At 35.4% G+C, this 19,965-nt stretch carries 16 protein-coding genes and 3 tRNA genes; 11 read left to right on the top strand and 8 right to left on the bottom strand.

The window, feature by feature from the left end:
• Positions 1 to 149: 149 nt before the first annotated feature.
• The 5 genes from JI747_RS15620 to JI747_RS15600 all read right to left on the bottom strand — a co-directional run bounded on the left by JI747_RS15620 (position 150) and on the right by JI747_RS15600 (position 8,227).
• The gene (locus JI747_RS15620) at positions 150 to 683 is read right to left on the bottom strand and encodes a thioredoxin family protein (RefSeq protein ID WP_225689815.1); all 534 of its coding nucleotides are present in this window, start codon (positions 681 to 683) and stop codon (positions 150 to 152) included.
• Between the two features lie 36 nt (positions 684 to 719).
• Positions 720 to 2,231 (bottom strand): peptide MFS transporter, encoded by a 1,512-nt coding sequence (locus JI747_RS15615; protein ID WP_225689814.1) that lies wholly within the window; start codon positions 2,229 to 2,231, stop codon positions 720 to 722.
• Between the two features lie 154 nt (positions 2,232 to 2,385).
• The gene (locus JI747_RS15610; protein WP_225689813.1) at positions 2,386 to 4,098 is read right to left on the bottom strand and encodes a peptide MFS transporter; all 1,713 of its coding nucleotides are present in this window, start codon (positions 4,096 to 4,098) and stop codon (positions 2,386 to 2,388) included.
• A gap of 134 nt (positions 4,099 to 4,232) precedes the next feature.
• Entirely contained in the window at positions 4,233 to 5,888 is a 1,656-nt protein-coding gene (locus JI747_RS15605) for a peptide MFS transporter (protein WP_225689812.1), read from the bottom strand.
• Positions 5,889 to 6,097: 209 nt separating this feature from the next.
• Complete coding sequence (locus JI747_RS15600) at positions 6,098 to 8,227, bottom strand: S9 family peptidase (protein WP_225689811.1); 2,130 nt, start codon at positions 8,225 to 8,227, stop codon at positions 6,098 to 6,100.
• 119 nt (positions 8,228 to 8,346) lie between these two features.
• Here JI747_RS15600 and JI747_RS15595 point away from each other — a divergent pair, with 119 nt between their 5' ends.
• Both JI747_RS15595 and JI747_RS15590 read left to right on the top strand, forming a co-directional pair.
• Positions 8,347 to 8,820, top strand: coding sequence for a hypothetical protein (locus tag JI747_RS15595; protein WP_225689810.1), 474 nt, complete (start codon positions 8,347 to 8,349; stop codon positions 8,818 to 8,820).
• Between the two features lie 12 nt (positions 8,821 to 8,832).
• On the top strand, positions 8,833 to 9,018 hold the full coding sequence (locus JI747_RS15590; RefSeq protein ID WP_225689809.1) for a DUF6496 domain-containing protein: 186 nt from the start codon (positions 8,833 to 8,835) through the stop codon (positions 9,016 to 9,018).
• An 81-nt stretch (positions 9,019 to 9,099) separates the two neighbouring features.
• On the opposite strand, the gene glgP is transcribed toward JI747_RS15590, so the two are convergent.
• Positions 9,100 to 10,764 carry an alpha-glucan family phosphorylase gene (glgP, locus tag JI747_RS15585; protein ID WP_225689808.1) on the bottom strand — a complete coding sequence of 555 codons (1,665 nt, stop codon included), beginning with the start codon at positions 10,762 to 10,764 and terminating at the stop codon, positions 9,100 to 9,102.
• A gap of 200 nt (positions 10,765 to 10,964) precedes the next feature.
• Between glgP and JI747_RS15580 the strand changes: the two genes are divergently transcribed.
• From JI747_RS15580 to JI747_RS15560, 5 genes are all read left to right on the top strand, one after another.
• On the top strand, positions 10,965 to 11,762 hold the full coding sequence (locus JI747_RS15580; protein WP_225689807.1) for a hypothetical protein: 798 nt from the start codon (positions 10,965 to 10,967) through the stop codon (positions 11,760 to 11,762).
• Positions 11,763 to 11,898: 136 nt separating this feature from the next.
• Positions 11,899 to 13,995 (top strand): T9SS type B sorting domain-containing protein, encoded by a 2,097-nt coding sequence (locus tag JI747_RS15575; RefSeq protein WP_225689806.1) that lies wholly within the window; start codon positions 11,899 to 11,901, stop codon positions 13,993 to 13,995.
• An 85-nt stretch (positions 13,996 to 14,080) separates the two neighbouring features.
• Positions 14,081 to 14,671, top strand: coding sequence for a DUF1572 domain-containing protein (locus JI747_RS15570; RefSeq protein WP_225689805.1), 591 nt, complete (start codon positions 14,081 to 14,083; stop codon positions 14,669 to 14,671).
• Positions 14,672 to 14,738: 67 nt separating this feature from the next.
• Positions 14,739 to 16,085 carry a tRNA (N(6)-L-threonylcarbamoyladenosine(37)-C(2))-methylthiotransferase MtaB gene (mtaB, locus tag JI747_RS15565; protein ID WP_225689804.1) on the top strand — a complete coding sequence of 449 codons (1,347 nt, stop codon included), beginning with the start codon at positions 14,739 to 14,741 and terminating at the stop codon, positions 16,083 to 16,085.
• 52 nt (positions 16,086 to 16,137) lie between these two features.
• Positions 16,138 to 17,655, top strand: a complete 1,518-nt coding sequence (locus JI747_RS15560; RefSeq protein WP_225689803.1) for an FMN-binding glutamate synthase family protein — start codon at positions 16,138 to 16,140, stop codon at positions 17,653 to 17,655.
• Positions 17,656 to 17,705: 50 nt separating this feature from the next.
• Here the strand turns inward: JI747_RS15560 and JI747_RS15555 are convergent, their stop codons facing one another.
• Positions 17,706 to 18,371, bottom strand: a complete 666-nt coding sequence (locus JI747_RS15555; protein WP_317197629.1) for a hypothetical protein — start codon at positions 18,369 to 18,371, stop codon at positions 17,706 to 17,708.
• Between the two features lie 139 nt (positions 18,372 to 18,510).
• Here JI747_RS15555 and JI747_RS15550 point away from each other — a divergent pair, with 139 nt between their 5' ends.
• Positions 18,511 to 18,948 (top strand): RNA-binding S4 domain-containing protein, encoded by a 438-nt coding sequence (locus JI747_RS15550; RefSeq protein ID WP_225689801.1) that lies wholly within the window; start codon positions 18,511 to 18,513, stop codon positions 18,946 to 18,948.
• A gap of 23 nt (positions 18,949 to 18,971) precedes the next feature.
• On the opposite strand, the gene JI747_RS15545 is transcribed toward JI747_RS15550, so the two are convergent.
• A complete protein-coding gene (locus JI747_RS15545) occupies positions 18,972 to 19,487 on the bottom strand; it encodes a shikimate kinase (protein WP_225689800.1) in 516 nt (171 codons plus the stop codon).
• 114 nt (positions 19,488 to 19,601) lie between these two features.
• On the opposite strand from JI747_RS15545, the gene JI747_RS15540 reads away from it, so the two are divergent.
• From JI747_RS15540 to JI747_RS15530, 3 genes are all read left to right on the top strand, one after another.
• Positions 19,602 to 19,674 (top strand) — tRNA-Lys (locus JI747_RS15540).
• Between the two features lie 35 nt (positions 19,675 to 19,709).
• Positions 19,710 to 19,792: transfer RNA gene (locus tag JI747_RS15535), tRNA-Leu, on the top strand.
• Positions 19,793 to 19,864: 72 nt separating this feature from the next.
• Positions 19,865 to 19,937: transfer RNA gene (locus JI747_RS15530), tRNA-Lys, on the top strand.
• Positions 19,938 to 19,965: the final 28 nt, after the last annotated feature.

The raw sequence follows: 19,965 nt of genomic DNA, 5'->3' as shown, positions 1-19,965 counted from the left end.
TGGAGCTTCGAGATTTTGAATGAAAAAACAAAGGTTCGAATTTCGGGAAAATAAAAAAGACTTCCAAAAAAATTGAAAGTCTCTCTGATATTTTTTTAGATTAAATTTTAAAACCATGAATGATGAATCATGTATCCCAAAGTTTTTGATCAATCTTTTATTTTTGATTTGAATTTTTTCTGATAATCTTCCCATTGTTCCCTTGAACGGATTTTTTTGAACATATCCTTTGAAATAAATTCCAAATAAGGTTCCAGTTCTTTCGCAGACAATTCACCTTGCAAAATAGTGATTGGTCCTCCGTTTTCATCCAGAAATACAGTACTTGGAACAGCTCCTACATTCATATACTGGGTAAATTCGTGTAAAGAATTTCTGCCTTTTTTTACTTCGGTATTTGGGTTTGAAAATGTTCTGTCAAAAATTTCAATCGATTTTTTTTCTTCCGCATTAAATTTTACGGGATAATAATTTTGATTGATAATATCAGCAATAACCTGATGTCCGTAGGTTTTTTTATCCATGATCTTACACGGACCACACCAGTCTGCATAAAAGTCGATCAAGATTTTTTTTGGATTTTCTTTCTGGGCTTTTAAAGCTTCTTCAATGGTCATCCATTTTACCTGTGCAAAGTTGAAAGTCAACAAAAACAAACAGATTATACTAATAATTTTTTTCATGATTTGTTATTTAAGTAAAAGTAAGTATTTACTTATCTATTTTACATCCTGCATTAATTTTTTCACGAATGGGGAAATCAAAATTAATACCACTCCGGCAATTACAGCGTATAAACCTAATTGTTTATATCCATCGGTATAAGTGATAAGAGCGTCATAGTTGGTAGATCCTTCTTTGGCAGTTGCTAAGCCTGCTCCAATAATTCCTGCAACATATTGCCCGTAAGCGGAAGCCAGAAACCACATTCCCATCATCATACCCTGAAGGTTTTTTGTGGAAAGCTTCGTCATAATAGAGAGTCCGATAGGAGAGAGACATAGTTCTCCTAAGGTAATGACCAGTAAAGCTATGGTGAAGAAATTCAAAGAAGTAACTCCCTGAAGGTCTGCAAAAAGTCTTGTAGCAAATAAAATATAATATCCTAATCCTAAGAAAATAAATCCTAAACCGAATTTAATGATGGTATTAGGTTCAATTTTTCTTTTATTCAGCCAAATCCAAAGCAATCCGATGAGTGGTGCAAGGAAAATAATGAAGAATGCACCTCCTGAATTGTTTACTCCATTCGGATCTAGGCCAAGAAGATCTTTATTAAGATTTTTCGCTGCGAAAATACTTAACGAACCTCCACTTTGTTCATAAATTCCCCAGAATAAAATTGAGAATAAAATAAATACTAAAGCAGCCCAAAGTTTCTTACGTTCTGAAGGCGTTACTTTTGTCATTTCATAAAATAGATAAATCAAAGTCAATGGTCCGATCGTCCACATGAAATAATCTGTGTACTCGGTTTTGGCTACCATGATCATGATAATCGGAACGAAGATTAATGATAAGACGTATGTTCCGTATTCTTTCCATTTTGGAATAGGAGTGGATTTTACTTCATTATCAGGATGTCCTGGCTGAAGCCCGATTGTTCCTAGACTTCTTTGGGTAAATACAAAATTGATTAAACTTATTACCATTACAATTGCTGCAAATCCGAATGCTAAGTGCCATCTTAATTCTTCAGGAATAATACTGGCAAAAAGTTCTCCTTTTCCAATGGCAATGCATAAGTATCCACCGAGTAACGCTCCAAGATTGATTCCAGCATAGAAAAGTGAAAAACCTGCATCTGCTCTTGAATCGTTTGGTTTGTAAAGCTGTCCAACCATTGAAGAGATATTAGGCTTAAAGAAACCTGTTCCTACCACGGTAAATGCAATTCCCAGAAAGAAAAATTTGTGAGGATCTGCTGCCAGAATTAAACTTCCGACAATCATTAAAAGTCCGCCCCAGAAAAGAGATTTTCTGAAACCTAAGATCTTATCAGCGAAAAGCCCGCCAACAAAAGTGAAAGCATACACGAAAGCCTGTGTGGCTCCGTATTGAAGATTGGCTTCACTTTCATGAAAATTAAGTTGTGAGATCATAAAGAAAACCAACATTCCTCTCATTCCGTAGAAACAGAAACGTTCCCACATTTCAGAGAAGAAAAGGCTCCAGATTTGCCTAGGGTATTTTCCTTCGAAATTTTGTATTTCTTCTAGAGTTTTGCTCATAATAAGTATATGATTATTTTTTAATTAAGAAGTTCAAGCAATTCATTTAATTATTGAATGATTTGCCAATAATTATCGTTTTGATAAGAACATACGAAAATAAAAAAAACCTCTGACTTAGCAGAGGTTTTAGTTGTATTTTATTTGATGCGGATTAGTTTACACCGTGCATCATTTTCTTTAAGAATGGTGAAATTAGAGCAAGGATTACAGCGGCAATACCACAAAGAACCACGAATACCATAAAGAATTCGAATAAGTTGTGGATTTCAAATCCTGCAAAAGTTGGGTTCTGTAAAGGTAATTGCGCTTTTTCGAAAGCAGCTACCTGATCATTCGTTAAAACTACTTTTTTATCCAGTACATCCTGAAGATTTACTCCGATTTTCTGAGCAGCTTCGAATTTATCACCCGTTGCAGGCAAGATAGAACCTAAAGTTCCGGCCAATGCATATCCAGCTGCGTTTGCGATGAAGAATACTCCGTATAGTAATGAAGCAAATCTTTTTGGAGCTAATTTTCCTACCAATGACAATCCGATCGGAGATAAACAAAGCTCACCGCAAGTCTGGATGAAATATAATAAGATTAACCATTTTACAGCTAAAAGGCCATGGTTACCAAGATCTTTTACGTTGTGTGCAATGATGAAATATGAAACAGCGATCAAGGCTAATCCTAATGCTTGTTTGAATGGAGATACAGGCTCTTTTCCTCTGTTTCTCAATTTATCCCAAAGGATACTGAAAGGTACGGCTAAAGCTACAACGAAGATTCCGTTGAAGATCTGCACCATTGAAGGTGGCATATTCCATCCGAAGAAATGTCTGTCTGTCTGGTTGTCTGCGATGAACGTCAAAGATGAACCTGCCTGTTCAAATGCTGCCCAGAAGAAGATTACGAAGAATGAAACGATATAGATTACCCAGATTCTGTCTCTTTCAATTTTAGTTAAAGAAGAATCAGACATAATTAAATAGGCCAATGAGATACCACTCGCGTAAACCAATGAATAGATTACATTCTGCCCTAGAGCAAAATGAAATAATGAACCCAGAATTACAAATAATACAGCTGCAATTCCAACTGAAGCTGTAGAGAATTTTGCAGTTTGTGCTTCCCCTTCTTCAAAGTCTTCTGAAGTATTATGTTTTGGTAAACCTCCGATTGGTCTTCCAGTCGGTGTTACAACATATTTGTTTTTAAGAATTAAGAATGTGATTGTTCCTACCATCATAGCGATAGAAGCCGCTAAGAATCCCCATTTGAAAGCATGGATATCTCTGATTCCGTCTGCAGATTTTACGTCTCCAATTAATGGACAAATCAACTGACCCAGAAAAGCTCCTAAGTTGATCCCCATATAGAAGATTGTAAATGCAGAGTCTAGTTTAGATTTTTCCTGTTTTGGATAAAGACTTCCAACCATTGAAGAAATGTTTGGTTTGAAGAATCCATTACCGAAAATAATGATTCCCAAAGCAGTCCACATGATTGTAGTGGCTGTTCCTACGCTAGATCCGAATGTACTTGCACTGATGAATAACAAGAACTGTCCGATCGCCATTAAAGTACCTCCAAGAAGGATACAATATCTGTTTCCTAAGAATCTGTCGGCGATAAAACCACCTAACATTGGAGTAAGATAACAAAGAGCAAGGAAACCTCCGTAAATAATTGAAGCATCTGCCTCCTTCATCAAAAGCGAGTTTACCATAAATAAGGTAAGCAATGCTCTCATCCCATAAAAGTTGAAACGCTCCCACATTTCTGTTCCGAACAGAACCCATAATCCTTTTGGATGTCTGGAATTCTTATTCTCTACAAATTCATCCGGTTTCGGACTTAATGCTTCAGTATTATCCATTTTTTATTGTTAATTTTTGTTAAGACTGACAAATATAGTTTTTTTTGTGTTTTCGGCAAGGTTTTAATTTTATATTTAAATAAAAAAGCTGCAGAATAACTCTGCAGCTTTATTTTCTTTATTATAAAGGAGGATTAATGCCCTTTTTCTTTCATAATTTTGTTTAATCTTTTTAACATTGATAAGCCTAAAAGTGTAGCAAATATTAATAAAGCGAAGTTTACCAGAAAATAATTCATCTTATTGTCATAGTTATACCATGTACTCGCTAAAATTCCTGAAAGCTTGTTTCCGACAGAGTTTGCTAAGAAAAAGCCTCCCATCATCAAGGCTGTAATTCTCGCAGGAGACAATTTGGAAACGAAAGATAATCCCATCGGAGAAAGGCATAATTCTCCGACTGTAATAACTCCGTAACTTGCAACCAGCCACCAAGGTGAAACTTTTACAGCTCCATTGTCTCCGGCCCAGACTGCCAAAACCATTACCAAACAAGACAATCCCGAAATGAAAAGCCCTAAAACGATTTTTGTCGGAGTTAAAGGTTCTTTTCCTTTTCGTCTTAATAATGCCCAAAATCCTACGACAAGAGGTGTTAAAGCAATTACCCAAAACGGATTGATAGATTGGAATAATTCAGTGTTATATAAATAAGTTTTTGTTTCCGGGTTTTTCTCTAATTGAGCACGTTGTTCAGGAGAAATGTTTTTAAAATAAACATCTTTTCCTTGTACTTTAATCGTGTTTCCGTCTTTATCTTTTTGTGACTGGAATTGGTCGTCATATACAGGAACTTCTTTATTTTCATAACTTTTTCCTTCCACCATATAAATTCCTTCCAAGGGCTTTTCCAGTGATGCCGGAACACTTCTGTCCGTATAATAATTGGCCCACCTAGTCAAGGCTGTTCCGTTTTGTTTGAACACTGCCCAGAAGAACATACTGATCAAAAATACCGATAACAAAGCTCCAATAGATGATTTTTCTTCAGGTTTTGCTTTGAAATAAAGGGAGGCATAAAAGTAAATAACAGGAATACACGCAAAAATAAAGGCATCCGTACTATCACTTCCAAAAATATTTTTAGGGATAAACCATCCAATAACTCCCGCGATAATTGCCGGGACGAAAACTTTAATCAAAATTTCAGAAAGCTTTGTGTCACCTTCCTGTACAGGTTTCATTTGAGCAGCATGAATATAATGTTTTCTGCCGATCGTAAAAATAACCATACCGATTAACATCCCAACTCCGGCCGTAATGAAAGCTTCACCCCAACCGAATTTATTTCTCATGAAAGCAGCAATAATGTTACAGATAAACGCTCCGATATTAATTCCCATGTAGAAAATATTGTATCCGGAATCTTTATTGGCTTTATAAGGTTCTTCGGAATACAGATTTCCAAGCAATGTAGAAATAGTGGGTTTAAAAAAACCGTTTCCGATGATAATTAAAGCTAAAGAACTGTAAAACAAAGTAAGATCTTTGAAGATACCCATCCCGATATATCCGGCTGCCATTAGAATTCCTCCTAAATAAATCGATTTGATATAGCCTAAAACTCTGTCTGCTAGAAATCCACCGATGAAAGGGGTCAGATAAGTCAAGGCAATATAAGTTCCAAAAATATCGTCTGCAGTTTTGTCAGGAAGTCCAAGTCCTCCTTTTAAACCTGTTGGTTCAATTACGTACAATACAAAAATTCCGAGAATTAAATAATACCCGAAACGTTCCCACATTTCAGTGAAGAAGAGGAAAGGCAACCCTTTAGGATGTTTAGTCTTCATAGTTGAAAATTTCAAATTTCCCAAAAATAGGTTTTTAATTTTAATTGATAAAATTAATTGAATTTTGAATAATTGATTAATGAAATAAATATAAAAATCCCTCTCACAGCCGAGAGGGATTTTTATATTTATGCTTAAAAACACAATATTTGTCATTCTGACGAAGAAAGAATCTCAATATATAAGGCTTTCTTAATGATGAATCATGTTTACAAATTCTCCAAAATAAAATCAGTCATTTTCTGATATAACTGAGGTCTTGTCTGTCCACCATAGATACCATGGTTTTTATCAGGATACGCCATGAATTCAAATTGTTTTTTGTTTTGAATCAAAGCTTCTGAGAATTCCATAGAATTTTGGAAATGTACGTTATCATCTGCCGTTCCGTGGATTAACAGGAATTTACCTTTTAAAAGATTCGCATATTCAGTCGGTGAATTTTTATCATATCCGTCAGGGTTTTCCTGTGGAGTTCTTAAAAATCTTTCTGTGTAAACAGAATCATAATATCTCCAGTTGGTTACCGGTGCAACAGCGATTCCTGTTTTGAAAACATCCGCTCCTTTAGTCATTGCTAAACTTGCCATATATCCACCAAAGCTCCATCCGAAAATTCCGATTCTTGATTTATCAATATAGGATTGATTTCCGAACCATTTTGCAGCGGTAATCTGATCTTCAATTTCATATTTTCCTAAATTCATATAAGTCACCTTTTTGAATTTAGCCCCTTTATACCCCGTTCCACGTCCGTCAACACAAGCTATGATATAGCCTTTTTGCGCTAGCATTTCAAACCAGATTCCGTTTCCGTTGTCCCAAGAGTTGGCAACCTGCTGAGAACCCGGTCCTGAATATTGAAACATGAACAATGGATATTTTTTGTTTTTATCAAAGTTTTTAGGCTTAATGATCCATGCATTCATCTGATCTCCGGCTTCATTCGGAATGGTGATAAATTCTTTTTCAACGAAATTATCGGTCTTTAATTTTTGAAGCTGCGCATCATTATTCTGAAGTTCTTTTACCACTTTACCGTTTCCGTCTTTAAGAACGAATGTGTAAGGTTTTGCTGCAGTAGAAGAAGTTTCAATGAAGTAATTGTAGTTTTTACTGAAGTTCGCGGAGTTATTTCCCTCTGTATTTGAAATCAACTGGGTTTTTCCGTTTTCAATATTGACTTTAGAAACCACTTTGTTGATACTTCCTTTTTCCGTAGTTTGAACGTAGATTTCCTTTGATTTTGGATTGTAACCATAGTAATCAGTTACCTCCCAATTTCCTTTTGTAACCTGTTTTTTTAGTTTTCCTTCCTGATCGTACCAATACAAGTGACGGTTTCCATCTCTTTCAGATCCCCAAAGGAAACTGTTGTCATCTAAAAATTCTAACGTTACATTATCCGTATCGATCCATTTTTCATCGGTCTCCGTGAAAAGTTTTTTTGCTTCTCCTGTTTTTGTATTGACTTTTAAAATATCTGAAGCGTTTTGAGTTCTTTCAGAAGTAATCAATACAATTTCGTCAGGTTTTGCCGTCTGAATAACGTTCGGAATATAATAATTCTTAAAGTTGGCAAGATTTATTTTTGATTTTTTACCGCTATCCAAAAGATAAATGTGAGCAGAAACTACAGAGTTTTTTTCTCCCGCTTTAGGATATTTATAACGCATTTCGCTTGGATAAAGCGTTTTTCCATAGATTGGAATATAAATTTCCGGAACATCTTCTTCAACAGATTCTACGAAAACGATCGCATTGGAATTTTTGGTCCATTCATATAATCTTGCGTGCCCGAATTCCTCTTCGTATACCCAGTCTGCAAGACCATTTAATATTTTACTTTTAACCCCGTTTTCTGTAACCTGAGTTATTTTCCCTGAATTTAAATCCTGATAAAAAATATTATTATCAACAATGAACGCCACTTTTGTTGCATCCGGAGAGAATCTCGGCTCCTGAACTGGTTTTCCGTTGTTCAAAGAAATTGTTTTCCCGGATTTTAGATCTTTTACATCAAATGTTCCTAAAAAAGAATGTCTGTAAATAGGCTGACTCTCTTTTTGCAATAGAATTTTAGACTCATCATCAGAAAACTCATAGCTTTCAAAATTTCCGTCTACGATATTTACTTCTTTTTGAGACGTTTTATAAGAATATTTAGCGATTCCGCCCTGTTCGATCACCAGATAATTTTCACCGTTCTTCATAGAGGTGATTCCGGCAATGCCTTTTCCGCGGTAATATCCTGAATATATTTTATCTAAAGTGATTTCCTGTGCTGATATATTTTGAAATGCAGCAGCAATTGTAAGCGTGAGTAAGAATTTTTTCATTTCTAATTTTAAAGATTTCAAATATAATAATTTTATAAATGCAGAAAAAAGCAAATTAAAACAAGGATTTTGGCAACAAAATTGAATGTAATGAATATATAATCAAATCAATAATAATTATGGAAACGAATGCATTTAACCAAAAGCTGAACCGATATGTTTTAGAAAATCAAATTGTATACACAGGATTTTCCAGTTATGATGATGCTGAGCAATGTGCACAGAAGAAAGGAGGAACATTGGTAGAAGTAGGTTTTAAAGACGGAAATGACAATCCCGAGATTTGTGATGAAGCCAATCTGATCGAGAAAAAACTTCATTATTATGTAGAAGCAGGTGATGAGTATAAATTCATTCATTCATCAGATCCGGGGTTCAGACAATATGCGGATGAGCTGCAAAAGATAAAAGCAAGTAATGATAAAACAAGTCCTGACGAAAGATATTTCGCCAATTTTGAAATAGAAAATACGGAAGATCCGATTATTGTGTTGAAGAATAATCATTTAGAATCGGTGACTTCCAGAGAGCGTTCAAAGTATTTGAAGCATGCATGCGTTTACGAAATAGGGGTTGCCCTGCCTAAATCTTAAAAGAAATATATCATGAGCAAGACAAAATATTCAGAAAAAGCTCAGGACAAAGTAGGAAAAGTAATGCACGAATTCAAGGAAGGAAAGCTGAAATCTTCTTCCGGGGAAAAAGTGACGAGCAGAAAACAGGCAATAGCCATAGGTATTTCTGAAGCCAGAGAAAAAGGTTTAAAAGTACCTCACAAAAAGAAAAATTGATTAACAAACAAAAACAAAATCGGTCTGAAATTTTTCAGACCGATTTTGTTTTTTAGGATAAAGTAATCTTTAATTTAAACTTTACCCGTTATAGTTGTAAAGCACTTTGTAATATTCATCAGCCATTCTATCGCTGTTGAACTGATCTTTCACGTCATTCATTGCATTATGCTGAATTTTTCTCCATACATTAGGCTTTTCGTAATAAGTAGGAAGAATTTCGTTTTCCAGGATTTCATATAGTTTGTTCAGATCATAAGTATCCTGTTCGTAAACACTCATATTCTGGTAATCAGCTTTTGGAACTACAAATGAATTTTCACCATGTTTTGCAAATTCAGGGATCCATCCGTCATCTGTAGATAAATTGACAGAACCGTTCATTGCTGCCGTCATTCCTGAAGTTCCTGAAGCTTCTCTCGGAACTCTCGGATTGTTTAACCAAAGATCAGAACCTTGTTTTAAGGATTTGCTTAATGATAGTTCATAGCCCGTAAGAACTGCCATACTTTTGTGATTTTTGCTTTCTTCTACTAAAGAATTAAACGTAGAAATCGCAGAATAATCCATTGGGTAAGGTTTTCCCGCCCAGATAATCTGAATCGGATATTTAGGATGATTCAATAATCTGTATAATCTCTCTTTGTCATGCAAAAGCAAATCGGCACGTTTGTAACCTGCAAATCTTCTTGCCCAGACAATGGTAAATATATTCGGATTGAATAAATTCCCAGTCTGATCTGCTACGATTTTGAATAATCTTTTCTTCAGATGTTTTTTACGATAATCAAAAACAGTCTCGTCGTTTTCATCTTTTGAATTATAAAGCGGTTTGTCTGACCAGTATTTGAATTCCTGCGCATTAGTAATCGAAGTAATTTCGCAAATTCCCGGATATTTGCTCCACATTGCTCTGGAAACTACGCCATGAAGCTGTGAAACTCCGTTGGCAATTTTTGCCATTTTCAAAGCACAAAGAGAGTGATTGAAGCGATCGTCATCTGCACCTTCTATTTTTTTCACTTCTTCCATGCTCAATCCTGAGAAATAAGACATATCATAGCATAATTTCAGATTGTGCTTTTCATTTCCGGCTTCTTCCGGAGTATGGGTGGTGAAAACCAGTTTTTCCTTTACTTTATTCAGGTCTCCGTTGTATTTTTTTAATAAATGGAATGCAGCAGGAAGTCCGTGAGCTTCATTAAGATGATAAGTTTCTCTTTCGATATTCATTTCATCCAGCAATCTTGCTCCGCCTTTACCAAGCAAAATGTACTGCGCTAATTTTGTAGATTCATTAGCGTCATAAAGTTTGTGGCAAATGGTTTTTGAAATGTGATCATTCTCCGGAACATCTGTTGATAAGAAAAACATGGGAGCCGTATTGAAAATTTCAGGATCCAGGTACCAGACTTTTACCCAAACCGGAGCACTGTGTATTTCAATCTGAAATTTTATTCCGGTATCTTCAAGGAAGCTGTACATTTTTCTTGTCCATGTTGGCTGTAAGGTCTGATCATGGTTTCTTGCCTGATCGTAGTATCCGAATTTCCAAAGAATACCGATTCCGATAAGATCCTGTTTTAGGTTGTAAGCGCTTCTCATATGAGAACCTGCCAAAAATCCGAGACCTCCTGAATATATCTTTAACACCTGCTCAATGGCAAATTCCATTGAAAAATAGGCAACTTTTTTAGAGTATTGGGGATTGATGCTGTAGGGTATTTTAAAATTCTTAAAATCCATAAATCACAGTTTTATAATTGAAAGGGCAAAGGTATTGATTATGAAAATAAACTTTATATTAATTATAAGAGAAATTATTTTTAAAAGCATTTTTTGAATTGTTTTTTTGCTTACCTTTAAGTGTAATTTTTTGATAATCAAAACTTCAAGAACTGAAACAGGAAGTTTTATGTGTTCCATAACAATAAAATCATAAGCACATGAAAAAGGCATTTTCTGATGAAGATTTAATTAAAAATCTGAGCTTATATTATCTGAACCGACATTTGAAAAAAAAGCCGATGGAGAAGTATCACCGTAAGATCGATGAGTCTCCTTTGCATGATCGTGAAAAATATAAAAAGAAGGCCGAGATTTTATTGCTGAATTCATTTATGCACCATTTTCCGGAAGTACAATTTGAAAATCTTACCTGTGAGAGTCCAGACTTTATCGCTAAACTTAACGACAAAAAGATAGGAATAGAGCTTACAGAGGTGATCAATCATCTTGAAATGAAAAAGGTTGAAAGCAGTTTAAATAAAATTTTCCGTCAGACAGAAATATTACTGGAACAAGAAGACACTACGAAGCATCGTGGTGTTTATTTTTTAGAATTCTACCCAAACATTAAGTTAGATTCTCTGGAGCATCAGGAAGAAATTATTCAGAATATTTATAAAAGTATTAAAAAAGGTAAGCCGTTTGGTGTGGTAAAAAGTGTACGGAAATCTTTTCACCGCAGAAATGTTTTCATCACTTATGAATACAGCATGAGCCTGTTTGATGAGCTTTGTTCTGAAAAAATCCTGGAATTAATAGAGAAGAAAAACGAGAAATTCCCGTATTATGACAGTACAGTTGATGAATGTTGGCTGGTCATTGTCTCGGATATGAATTCTCTGGCTTCGAGATATACCTTTATTCAAGACAGGGAGCATTTAAATGAAGTGAAAAGTCCTTTTCATAAAATTTTCCACCTTGAAAATATGTGTGGTAATATTACGAGTATAAAATAGTTTTTGTTTATTCGTTTTCATTTATTTAATTATTTTAATTTTTTATAATTAAATATTTTACTTTTCTTATCTTTTGTTGTTATAAGTTTAAATTGTTATATTTGATGTGCTTTAAAAATTTAATAACCACTGGATAATGAAAAAAACTCTACTACTATTTCTTTTATTATTATCACAAGTTTATTTTTCTCAGGCAGATTGTTCTACTGCGTTGTCGGTTTGTGGAAATTCGAGTATTACCTACAGTCCTACAGGAATAGGTAACGTGAATGAAACCTTAGGAGGCTGTTTGACAACGGGTGAGCATAATTCAATTTGGTATAAACTTACGATCGCTACCAGCGGAACCCTTACTTTTGATCTGGTTCCCAATGATCCGGGAGCAGATTATGACTGGGCAATCTACGGACCTAATGCCACTTGTGGAAATTTGGGATCTCCTATCCGGTGTAATGCAGCTACTGTAATTGGAGTAGGTGCAAATACAGGGTTAAATATGACCAGTACGCTTACGAGTGCAGCAGGAGGCTCAACTACGCCTTACTGTATGTATATGGACGTTATAGCCGGACAGACCTATTATCTTTATATTGATAACTGGGTAGGAGCGGGAAGTACAACTGTTGCTCCATTTTCTTTAACCTGGGGCGGAACAGCTACTTTGGCTTCTCCTTTTACAGATCCTCTTTTGCAGCCGCATCCATTTACTCCACCAGGAACTCCTGCGGCAAATCCAAATGATCCTCGAGAAATTTTAATCTGTGCAAGTCCTGCCGTTTTTGATTTCAGTACATTAACCGCGGGAATTCTTAATGGGAATCCTAATTTTGTGATCACTTATCATACTTCTCAGAATGATGCTCTTTCCGGGGCTAATCCTATTTTAGTGCCTCAATTGGTTTATACAACCATGACTTACTATTATAGTATACATTATTTAGACCCTGCAAATCCGAATAATCCGATCAACTTCTGTAGGCAGACCGGCGCGTTTAAATTTAAAATAGGAGGAATAACGGGGAATAATGCTACAATATATGCTTGTAACAATTATAAATCAGGGAAAGGAACATTTGATCTGACAACTGCCAATGTGTTCACCGGATCGAGTGTTACGATTAAATATTATCAGACGATGGCTGATCTGAATGCCGGAACATCACCGATTACAACGCCTAACCAATACTTGTCAGCAGAAGGTGTGGTATATGCGTCGATAAAAACATCGCAGGGTTGTTCTGCTGTAGCTGTGATTACTCTCAAGTTTTACCCGGAAGTGATTGTGAATGATGTTTCTTTAAGAGCTTGTGCATCAGAAGATAATCCTAAAATGGCATCTTTTAATCTAACTACTGTATCGGTAACTACACAAACAAGTGTTACTAAAAAATATTATGCCTCTGTAGCCAACGCGATCAATGGAACCAATGAAATACTGACTCCTTTAGCTTACATTTCGGCAGAAGGTGCGGCCTACGTAAAAGTAATAGATGGCAATGGCTGTTATGGTATTGCGAAAATAACATTGTCGATCATTCCTGCGGTGTACTCATCAGTTTTAAAAGATAAAACAATATGTATTGAAGATAAAACCACTCTTGATGCAGGATCTGGGTTTGACGGATATGAATGGAGTACAGGAGCGACTACACAGTCTATTTCCAACGTAAGTGTAGGAACGTATTGGGTAAAACTGAAATCAGGCGAATGTATTGCTACGCAAACCGTAAAAGTACACGCAGCCGAAGAACCTGTAGTAGTAAGTATTGATATTTCTAATACAACCGTTACTATAAATGTGACAGGAGGGACATCTCCATATAAATATTCAATGGATAATATTAATTGGCAGGATTCTAATGTCTTTACAAATATTAAAAGAGGAGATCATACCATTTACGTGAAAGACGCTTATAATTGTGAGCCTGTAGATGTTGCTATTGTTGTTCCGAATTTAATTAATGCCATTACGCCAAACGGAGACGGTATCAATGATGTGATTGATTACTCAGCATTGGCAGGTAAACAGAATCTGGTCTTTAATATTTATGACAGATATGGAAATAAAATTTTCCAGGCGGATAAGTTTAATAATTATAAATGGGACGGAACTGCGGGTAATAAACCTGTTTCAACAGGAAATTACTGGTATTCCATAACATGGAATGAACCTGGTAAACAAAATACTCCTGTTAAATACACAGGATGGGTAATGGTAAAAAACAGAAAATAAATTAACTTAAAAATTATAAAACCGTCATGAAAGTGGCGGTTTTTTTATTGTAAAATCTTTAAATTAGATATTCAAATTAATATGTATGAAAGATCTATTCATAAAACGTTTTGAATATTATAAAATACTTGGTGATCAATCATTTGAACAGCTTTCTGATGAGCAGATTTTTTGGCAGTTCAATGAAGAGAGTAATTCAATTGCTGTTATTGTGAAGCACATTGCAGGAAATATGCTGTCGAGATGGACGAATTTCTTAACAGAAGACGGCGAAAAACCTTGGAGAAATCGTGACGAAGAATTTGTGAATACTTTTAAATCAAAAGCTGAGGTTTTAGAGTATTGGGAAAAAGGCTGGAAATGTCTTTTCGATGCTTTGAATCAAATTAATGATGAAAATTTATATTCAACGATTTATATAAGAAATGAAGCCCATTCGGTAATTGATGCTGTTTTCCGTCAGTTGGCGCATTACCCTTATCATGTAGGACAAATCATATACATTGCTAAAATGATGAAAAATGATAACTGGAATACACTTTCTATCGCAAGAAATAAGTCTCAGGAATTTAATACTGAAATGAAAAATAAATTTCCTGAAAATGATTTTAATTCCAATTCTTCGCCTGTTTGTTATCAAAATAGCCCAGAAGTGAGAGACGAATTTAAGCAATAGATTGAATCAATTTAAAAATCATATTAAAATTACTATCTTTGCATCCACAAAAATCAGGAGTACATAAATGTCAACTTTTCAAAGAACTGCCGCATTTCACACCCTTGGCTGCAAATTAAATTTTGCGGAAACATCTACTATTGCCCGTCAATTAACAGGTGCCGGTTATGACAAGGTGAGTTTTGATGAGAAGGCGAATGTTTATGTAATCAATACCTGTTCAGTCACTGAAAATGCTGATCGTGAATGTAAACTTCACGTGAAAAGAGCTATGAAAGCCAATCCTGAAGGATTGGTGGTTATTGTTGGATGCTATGCGCAATTGAAACCTGAAGAAATTTCACAGATTGAAGGCGTTGATTTGGTTTTAGGAGCCAAAGAAAAATTCAACATTTTAAGCTATCTTGACGATTTAGAAAAATCTGAAAGCGAAGGTATTGTTCATTCTTGTGAAATTGAAGAAACTGATTTCTTTATCGGAAGCTATTCCATTGGTGACAGAACCAGAGCTTTTCTGAAAGTTCAGGATGGTTGTGATTACAAATGTACGTACTGTACAATTCCTTTAGCAAGAGGGATTTCCCGTTCAGACACCATCGAAAATGTTTTAAAGAATGCCAAAGAAATCGCAGCGAGAGACATCAAAGAAATTGTTCTTACAGGTGTGAATATCGGTGATTATGGAAAAGGCGAATTCGGAAACAAAAGACACGAACATACTTTTTTAGATCTAATTTCAGAATTAGATCAGGTCGAAGGGATCGAAAGAATCCGTATTTCTTCTATTGAACCTAATCTTTTGAGAGATGAAAGTATTGAACTGGTTTCTAAAAGCAAAAGTTTTGTTCCACATTTTCATATTCCGTTGCAATCCGGAAGTGATGACTTATTGAAAAAAATGAAGCGTCGTTATCTGACGAAGCTTTATAATGATAGAGTAAACAAAATCCGTGAGGTAATGCCTAATGCTGCTATTGGTGTGGATGTAATAGTCGGTTTCCCTGGAGAAACGGAAGAAAGGTTTATGGAAACTTATAATTTCCTTAATGAGCTTCCTATTACTTATCTTCACGTGTTTACTTATTCTGAAAGAGAAAATACTGAAGCGGTAGGAATGGAAGGTGTAGTTCCGATTCCTGAAAGAAAAAAGCGAAATAAAATGCTGAGAATCTTATCTGAAAAGAAAAAGATGGCATTTTACCAAACCCAATTAGGGAAAACGCTTCCGGTTCTTTGGGAGCATGAAAATAAAGACGGCAAAATGTTTGGCTTTACAGAAAACTATGTGAGAGTTCAAAAGGACTTTGATCAGGCTTCTGTAAATCAGATCGAATTTCTAAATTTAGAAAAAATCCTGTCAGATGGCACGGTTTCTGTGCAATCTTCCTACGAAAGTTTTTTAGCAAAAGCATAGTCTCTTTGCGAAATTTCCACTAAATTTATTTTTAACTTTAAATACGACATTCATGAGAGATAAGTTTTTATCTTGGGGGATTGTATTAGTTGTTGCTACGTGGATTGTGGCAATACTAATAAGAGCACACTATTGGATACCTACGCTGTTATCCGCAATTTATGCATTGGGAGTTTACAATGCTTATCAGTCAAAACATGCTATTCTAAGGAACTTCCCTGTTTTGGGGTACTTCAGATACTTTTTCGAAAGTATTTCACCCGAAATGCAGCAATATTTCATAGAAAGGGAAACAGATGGGAAACCGTTTCCCAGAAACCAGCGTTCAGCAGTCTATAGACGAGCTAAAAACTTAAGTGATACCGTAGCTTTCGGGACCCAACTTGAAGTCAATCATAGAAAATATGAAGGAATAAAACATTCCATTTATGCCAAATCTCCAAAAGAAGAACTTCCAAGAGTTTGGGTAGGAGGTGAGCAGTGTAGACAGCCTTATCATGCTTCTTTATTCAATATTTCTGCAATGAGTTTCGGAGCATTGAGTGATAGAGCGCAAATTTCCTTGAACAGAGGCGCCAAAAAAGGCAATTTCTATCACAATACGGGTGAAGGGGGGATTTCTCCGCATCACTTGGAAGGAGGAGATCTGTGCTGGCAAATCGGAACAGGATATTTCGGATGTCGTGATGAAGAAGGGAAATTTAACCCTGAATTATTTAAAAAATATTCAACCATGCCTAATGTGAAAATGGTTGAAATCAAATTATCTCAAGGAGCAAAACCAGGTCATGGCGGAGTTTTACCAGGGGTGAAAAATACTCCGGAAATTGCAAAAATACGCCACGTCACGCCAGGAATTACAGTCATTTCTCCGCCCTCTCATAGTGCTTTTTCTGATGCGGCAGGCCTTTTGAGATTTGTACAACATTTAAGAGAACTTTCAGGGGGGAAACCTGTAGGATTTAAACTTTGTATAGGAGATACTAAAGAGTTTGAAGACGTATGCGTTCAGATGAATGTACTGAAAATTTATCCTGATTTTATAACTATTGACGGAGCTGAAGGAGGTACCGGAGCAGCACCACCGGAATTCTCAGATGGAGTAGGGATGCCTTTAGAACCTGCTTTGATTTTTGTTAACAGAACACTTAAGAACTATAATTTAAGAAATAAATTAAGAGTTATTGCGAGTGGAAAAGTGTTAACGAGTTTGGATATTTTGAGAGCTATTGCAATGGGAGCAGATATGTGTAATAATGCAAGAGGATTTATGTTCTCGTTGGGTTGTATTCAGGCGCTAAGATGTAACTCGAATAATTGTCCGACAGGTGTTGCTACACAGGATAAAATGCTGATTAAAGGCCTTGATGTAACTGATAAAGCAGAAAGAGTGTATCATTTCCATAAAAATACACTTCATACCTGTAATGAATTGATTGCTGCGGCAGGAAGAAGTTCTTACGAAGAGGTTGATGCCACCATGTTTATGAGAGGAGATGAATTTGATCACTTAGCAGATCTTTACTTCCCGGATATCTTAGGGAATGTAAAACAAAAAGCAAGATCTTAGAAAATACATAAATAAAAAAAAGCGCTTCAAATTTGAAGCGCTTTTTTATTTTATTGTTGGTCTGCTGGCCTTGTTTTGGCATCGTAGATTTGAAAGTTAAATACAAAACATGCATTCTGAAGATTGTAGTAGTTACTGTCTCTTGCATAAGCAGCTTTTGATGGAACTATAATTACACCCTGTAAGTTATATGGAGCTCCGTTTGCAGTGTTTTCATATCCACGGAATTGCTTTAAACCCTCTTGAAAACCTTCGATTTCGTAATAGCTTCTTTGTTTTGCAACATCTACTGTTGCAGCATCTAAAACCGATTTTTTCACATAATAAAAAGTAGGATCTGTAAAGGGGGACCCGTTTCCGTCGATTGTATTGAAAAGTGCACCTCTGGACGATAAATTAATATTTCCATCTGTATTTGTAGCAAGGTAATAATTTGCTCTTATCATGGTTTTGATTTGGGTGGCATTACTAGCGCTAGAATTTGTTTCTATGGCAACGCCAGGTGAAGGTTGAGCACCATCTCTTATTACATAAATAACCCCAGATGGGAGCTTGATAGGATTAAGTTCAGAGAGCTTTTTATAGTTATCATCGGTCGTATCTGTTTCACTAAAAGCTTTTATATTTCCTTGTGTATCTAGATAATTTTCGTCCATAAATTTTTGAATAGCCTGTTCATCATAAGAATTTCTTACATTGATATCAGTAGGTTCCACAAAAGCATCATCTTCGTCATCTTTTTTACATGCAGAAAAGCATAGTCCACCCGCAAGGATATATAAAAATATTTTTTTCATTTTTAAAAAAACTTTTAATTACTTTACAAATAATATAACGACAAAAGTATAAAAAAATATGAGAATAGATAAATTTTTATGGAGCATTCGTTTTTATAAGACGCGAACCATTGCTACTGAGGAGATTAAAAAAAACAGAGTTTCTATTGGTGAGTCGGTGGTGAAGTCTTCTAAAGAGGTGAAGGAGGGCGATGTGATCAAGATCCGTAAAAATCAGATTGATTATAAAATTAAAGTAATTCAGATCCCTAAAAGCAGAATAGGAGCGAAATTGGTGCCGCTTCATATAAAAGATGTGACGGATAACGATCAATATGAATTATTAAAAATGCGTAAAATGTCTCAGGATTATTACCGAATCAAAGGAGAAGGAAGACCAACGAAGAAAGACCGACGAGATATGGATGACTATGTAGAAAATGATGTTGCTGCAGATTTTACAGATTGGGATGACTTCTTTGGGGAAACTGGAGGAGATTCAGAAAATGAAGATTAATATTGATTAAAAACAAAAAAGCTCTAGAGATAGAGCTTTTCTATTATTTCATTAACGATATCATCCGGTTCTCGTGCGTCTGTAATTACATTGATTTGTGCTTTATTGTAAAAGTCATTTCTTTCAAATAAATGCTTAGCTATAAACTCAGCAAGATTTTCATCAGAAATAGTTGCAATCAAAGGACGTTTTTCTTTTTGCTTTAAAAGCCTTTCAGATAAAGTTACTACAGAAGCCCTCAAAAAAACACTTTTTGAGTTATGATTAATAATTTCCATATTATTATAATAAACCGGAGTCCCTCCACCAAGGCTTAAAATCACATTTTCTTCAGAAGCTAAAATCTCTTCCAAAGTTTCTCTTTCCAGCTTTCTAAAGTAAATTTCTCCCTTTTTATCGAAGATTTCAGGGATCGTTAATTTATTTCTCCGTGAAATTTCTTTATCGAGGTCAATTAATTTAAAATCTAGTTTTTCGCTTAATATTTTGGAAATGTGAGATTTGCCACTTCCCATGTATCCAACAAGTGAAATTATCATGAATTTTTTTTAAACAAATTTGCGAAAAAGTTTTGAGATAAAGAAAAAACTCATATCTTTGCACCACTAAAAACGAGAGACATTATCACAGTGTTAATCGACAATAAAGTGACCGACTCGGTAGCTCAGCTGGTAGAGCAATACACTTTTAATGTATGGGTCCTGGGTTCGAATCCCAGCCGGGTCACAAGCAAGAAAATTACTGGATTTTGTAATTTTATTGCCTGCGTGGTGAAATTGGTAGACACGCCATCTTGAGGGGGTGGTTTCCTAAGGATGTGCTGGTTCGAATCCAGTCGCAGGCACACTGCAGAAAATTGAAATAATTGGTATGATTTATTAGAATTATTTTTATATTTATCATTACAATTGTGGCCGACTCGGTAGCTCAGCTGGTAGAGCAATACACTTTTAATGTATGGGTCCTGGGTTCGAATCCCAGCCGGGTCACAAGTTTACTGAAAAGTAAATTTTTTTC

Source organism: Chryseobacterium tagetis, from assembly GCF_016735585.2.
In the GTDB taxonomy this organism is placed as follows: domain Bacteria; phylum Bacteroidota; class Bacteroidia; order Flavobacteriales; family Weeksellaceae; genus Chryseobacterium; species Chryseobacterium tagetis.
The sequence above is the reverse complement of the archived record's forward strand: the minus strand, read 5'-3'. Positions and strand labels throughout refer to the sequence as shown.